General features: G+C 39.7%; 3 protein-coding genes. 1 reads left to right on the top strand and 2 read right to left on the bottom strand.

Annotation, left to right across the window (positions count from 1 at the left end):
- Window positions 1-158: 158 nt before the first annotated feature.
- Window positions 159-1310, bottom strand: coding sequence for a ferrochelatase (locus AC33VI_RS22425; protein ID WP_491784486.1), 1152 nt, complete (start codon window positions 1308-1310; stop codon window positions 159-161).
- Between the two features lie 329 nt (window positions 1311-1639).
- Between AC33VI_RS22425 and AC33VI_RS22420 the strand changes: the two genes are divergently transcribed.
- Window positions 1640-1987, top strand: a complete 348-nt coding sequence (locus AC33VI_RS22420; RefSeq protein ID WP_491784485.1) for a (2Fe-2S) ferredoxin domain-containing protein — start codon at window positions 1640-1642, stop codon at window positions 1985-1987.
- Window positions 1988-2214: 227 nt separating this feature from the next.
- On the opposite strand, the gene AC33VI_RS22415 is transcribed toward AC33VI_RS22420, so the two are convergent.
- The coding region (locus AC33VI_RS22415; RefSeq protein WP_491784484.1) for a Calx-beta domain-containing protein at window positions 2215-3855 on the bottom strand (1641 nt) is incomplete at its 5' end.

Raw genomic sequence — 3855 nt, 5'->3', positions numbered from 1 at the left:
GGGGGGATGCCGAAGGCAAGGGGGTGGAGGCATGAGCCTATGAGACGGGAAGCTAATAGGACGAATAAAACCGTCCCTGAATTGACCGAGGTTTTTAGATACTATGACCTCGCGAAGCAGGTCGTAGCAGTTCATGTTAAGTAATTGCCTAACAAAAATTAGTGATGGTGATGGTGATGGTGGTGAGCTTGTTCTTTAGCTAGTTGGGGATTAACAGTCATACCCGATTCTTCTAGCAAAGCTTCAATGTGGGGTTTTGCCCATTCTGCTGCCATGCGCATAAAATCTGGGTGGGAGTTAACGCAAGGCATCTGAATAAAGGAAACTTCCGAATTTTTGTGTTGCAGATGGTGAATGATGTGATCTACATCTAGAAGAGTTTCGTGGTTTTCGGTAGCAAAGCCTATGGGCATCATTACAATTGCCGTTGCACCGAGATCGATTAAATTTTGGGCTGCTAGTTTGACATTAGGCTGCGTCCATTCAATTAATGGCGTATCGTGGTTCAGCCAGCCGACAGAAATTAGAGGATATTTACTAATTAGTTCCTTTCTCACTAGTTCGTATAAAGTTTGGCTTTCATCAATACCCGAAGTGAATCCCTTAGCTTTGTGAGGGCAGCCATGATTCATCAGAATAATGCCAATTTGGGAGGCTAAATGCCCTTGGGCTAATTCTGCTTCGATCTTTTCTTCTACCATTCGTGCTAGTAGCTTAATATAGTCTGGTTTGTCGAAGAAGGAAGGTATATAGCGAGAACTTTTTAGCCAATGAGATTCACTATCAGCTTGACCTGCTAAAGCCTTATTAACTTGCTCTACGGCAATGCCACTAGTAAAGATAGAATCTACCACTAGCAAGGGATAGATCAAGATTTTGTCGAAGCCTTGATTTTCGATTTCTGCCAGTACTTGTTCGGGTAAATGGGGGGCGCAGAAGTTAAACGCTTTAAAAACTTTGACTTTTTCTCCCCAAGTGGCTTGTAGTTCTTTTTCAATTCCCGCTCTTTGTTCTTCAAAAATGGCGTTGTGGGGTGAAATGAAGTTGTCGTGTTGGTGACTCCATTCGTGTAGATCGAAAATAGCCAATAATTTGGCGATCGCAGGATAAATCCAGGTAGGCACGGGGGCAAACTTTGCAGTCAACAGATTTAAAGCTTGTTCGTTATAGTTGGCAAAATCTTCGTAGCTTTCTACTTCGCCATAACCCATGAGCAAGACTGCCACTCGTTCGCTTTTGTTGTGTTCGGATTCATTATGGTGATGGTGTTCTTTAGCTGTCGGTTGAGATTGATGAGAAATTGTTACCACTTGCTACTTCCTTGGTTAAATAAAATTGCGTTATGAATTGAATTTAGAAGATATTAGAAGAATATGAAGAATATATTGTAGTTTTGCATCACAGAGATGGTTCTAAATTTAAGATTCACTAGAAATTAAGCTAGCACTCACATTTAGTCGATATACTCATAAGTGCCAAAAGTTAATATTTGGCAGTAAAAATTAAACTTTAAACTTAATATTGTTTGAAATTCTTATTTTTTTAACCAGCGATCGATAGTAACAAGATGCTTCTATCTGAATAAAAAATTGCTAATAATAGTTAATAAGCTTAAAAATTTAGCGTTATCGAAGAACTGATGGAATCTGAAGTCCGATTACCTCTGACAAATTCTTTAGAATCATTGCCGCCAGAATCGTCCAATTCAGCCAAACAAATATTGATAGTCTGTCGGGGGCGCAGTTGTCGTAAATACGATTGCGATCGCGTGTTTGCTAATTTTCAACAAAATTTACCCCCAAATGTCGAATTAATTTCCGTTCCTTGTCTGGGAGAATGCGGTAATGGACCAATGGTTTTGGTCAAATCAGATTCGGTTTGGTACTCCGAAGTTCACCCCGATGAAGTAGCTCAAATTATTCAACAACATCTCATCGAAAAACGCCCAGTCAAAGCTATGCTCTATCCCAAATTTCATTCTCAGTAAATTTAATTTGGTTGTAAAAAGTTATTAGTTATTAGCTGAAATTACGTAAGATCGCGAAAAACCAATAATATTTTGGGGGAGTCATGAGGGTTGACTCATAAAGCACTCTTTGTAGAAATGAAAAGCGATCGCATTTATTGCCGATAGACGGAATTATCGGCACTCAAATGATAATTCCTCTTAAATAGAAATATGAATAAATATCTTTTACCTTTGATTTATAAAAATCAAATGACTTCAATATCCCCTGAAGTCAGTTCTGGAGTTCCAGATAGAGTAGCAAGTATTTGTGATGGGGCATTGCCGTTACCATCTTGATCGAATAAAAGTTGCCCATTAGCATTATTGTAAATAAATCGATGGTTAGCTGTTGTAGCTCCACTCCCAATAAAAAATTGATTAGGGGATATATCATTTAACGTGCCTGCTGATAGTTCTCCTGGAAAGTTAGCTCCTAAAATTAGAATCGTGTCAGTACCGACTTCAAAGTTCTGAATAGTATCAATACCATCTTCAGGGAAAACATAAACAAAAGTATCGTTACCTTGTCCGCCATCCAAAATATCTTCTCCTGAAAACCCAACTAGAAAATCATCACCATTATCACCATTAATAGTGTCGTTTCCGTCTCTTCCTGTGAGTTTGTTGTCTTGACCATCTCCAGTTATATTGTCATCGAATTCAGAGCCAACAATATTTTCAATACTGATCAAAGTATCGGTATTTCCAAAGCCATCAGTAGCACTACCAGAATTTAAATTAACGTTAATCCCACCTGCGTCGAATTGGTAAATAGCAGTATCGTTACCTTGTCCACCATCTAAAATATCGTCACCTTGTCCGCTATCCAAAATGTCGTTACCGCCTAATCCTTCAAAAGAGTCGGCGTTAGCAGTTCCATTCAGTAAATCGTTGTCTTCTGTACCCACGATTAGATCGCCTTCAGAATTGCTTACAGAATTTATTGGTTGTGTGACTAAATTAGGAATAGGCTCTCTATTTTCAGGGCTTTCAGGAGGTTCAACATTAACAGTAACCGTACTTGTAGCAGTATCAGTCCCATCCGAGACAGTGTACGTAAAGCTATCTTCTCCTGCGAAGTCATTGTTGGGAGTATAGGTAAATGTGCCATCTTCGTTTTCGGCTACCGTACCATTTGCAGGCTGAGTAAAATCTGTGATATTTAATTCATCTTCATCGGGGTCTGTATCGTTTTCTAAGACATTAATATTGACAGCAGTGTTGACAGTGGTTTGAGTAATATCGTCTACTGCTGTAGGTGCTTGGTTAGTATCATCATCAATGATTGTGCCTGTAGGAGATTGTTCAGCGATGGTAGCACCTTCAGCACCACTAAGATTGAATAAAACTGTTTCATCATCTTCATCTAGTGTGTCTCCAATCACAGCCACATTAACTATTTGACTGGTTTCTCCTGGAGCAAAAGTTAAGGTTCCTTCATTGCTTTGATAGTCTTCACCAGTAATAGCTGTACCATCTGCCGTTGTGTAGTTGACTGTTACTGGTTCAGTACTGGCTTCAGATAGAGAGACCGTAAAGGTGAGGTTATTACTATCGCCTTCATTTCCTTCTTCTATCTCAGCATTGGTAACAGATATTTCAGGAATAACAGGAGGGTCATCATCATCAATAATCGTACCAGTGGCTTGGTTGTTAATAAATTCTACCCCCTCATCGGGGCTAGTTAAATTGACCAAGAAGGTTTCCGTATCGGGTTCTTCGAGGATGTCATCCCCAATGATTTGCACATTGATGGTTTGAGTGGTTTGACCCGCCTCAAAAGTAACTGTGCCTTCAGGTTGTGCGACGTAGTCTTCACCAGCAATGGCAGTACCATCTGCGGTACT

It is taken from the genome of Waterburya sp., assembly GCF_058530065.1.
This window is presented reverse-complemented; position numbering and strand designations above follow the sequence as displayed.

What these genes read in the sequence shown, in the direction of transcription:
- AC33VI_RS22420 (WP_491784485.1), top strand. Translation starts at nt 1,640, where the DNA reads ATGGAATCTGAAGTCCGATTACCTCTGACAAATTCTTTAGAATCATTG.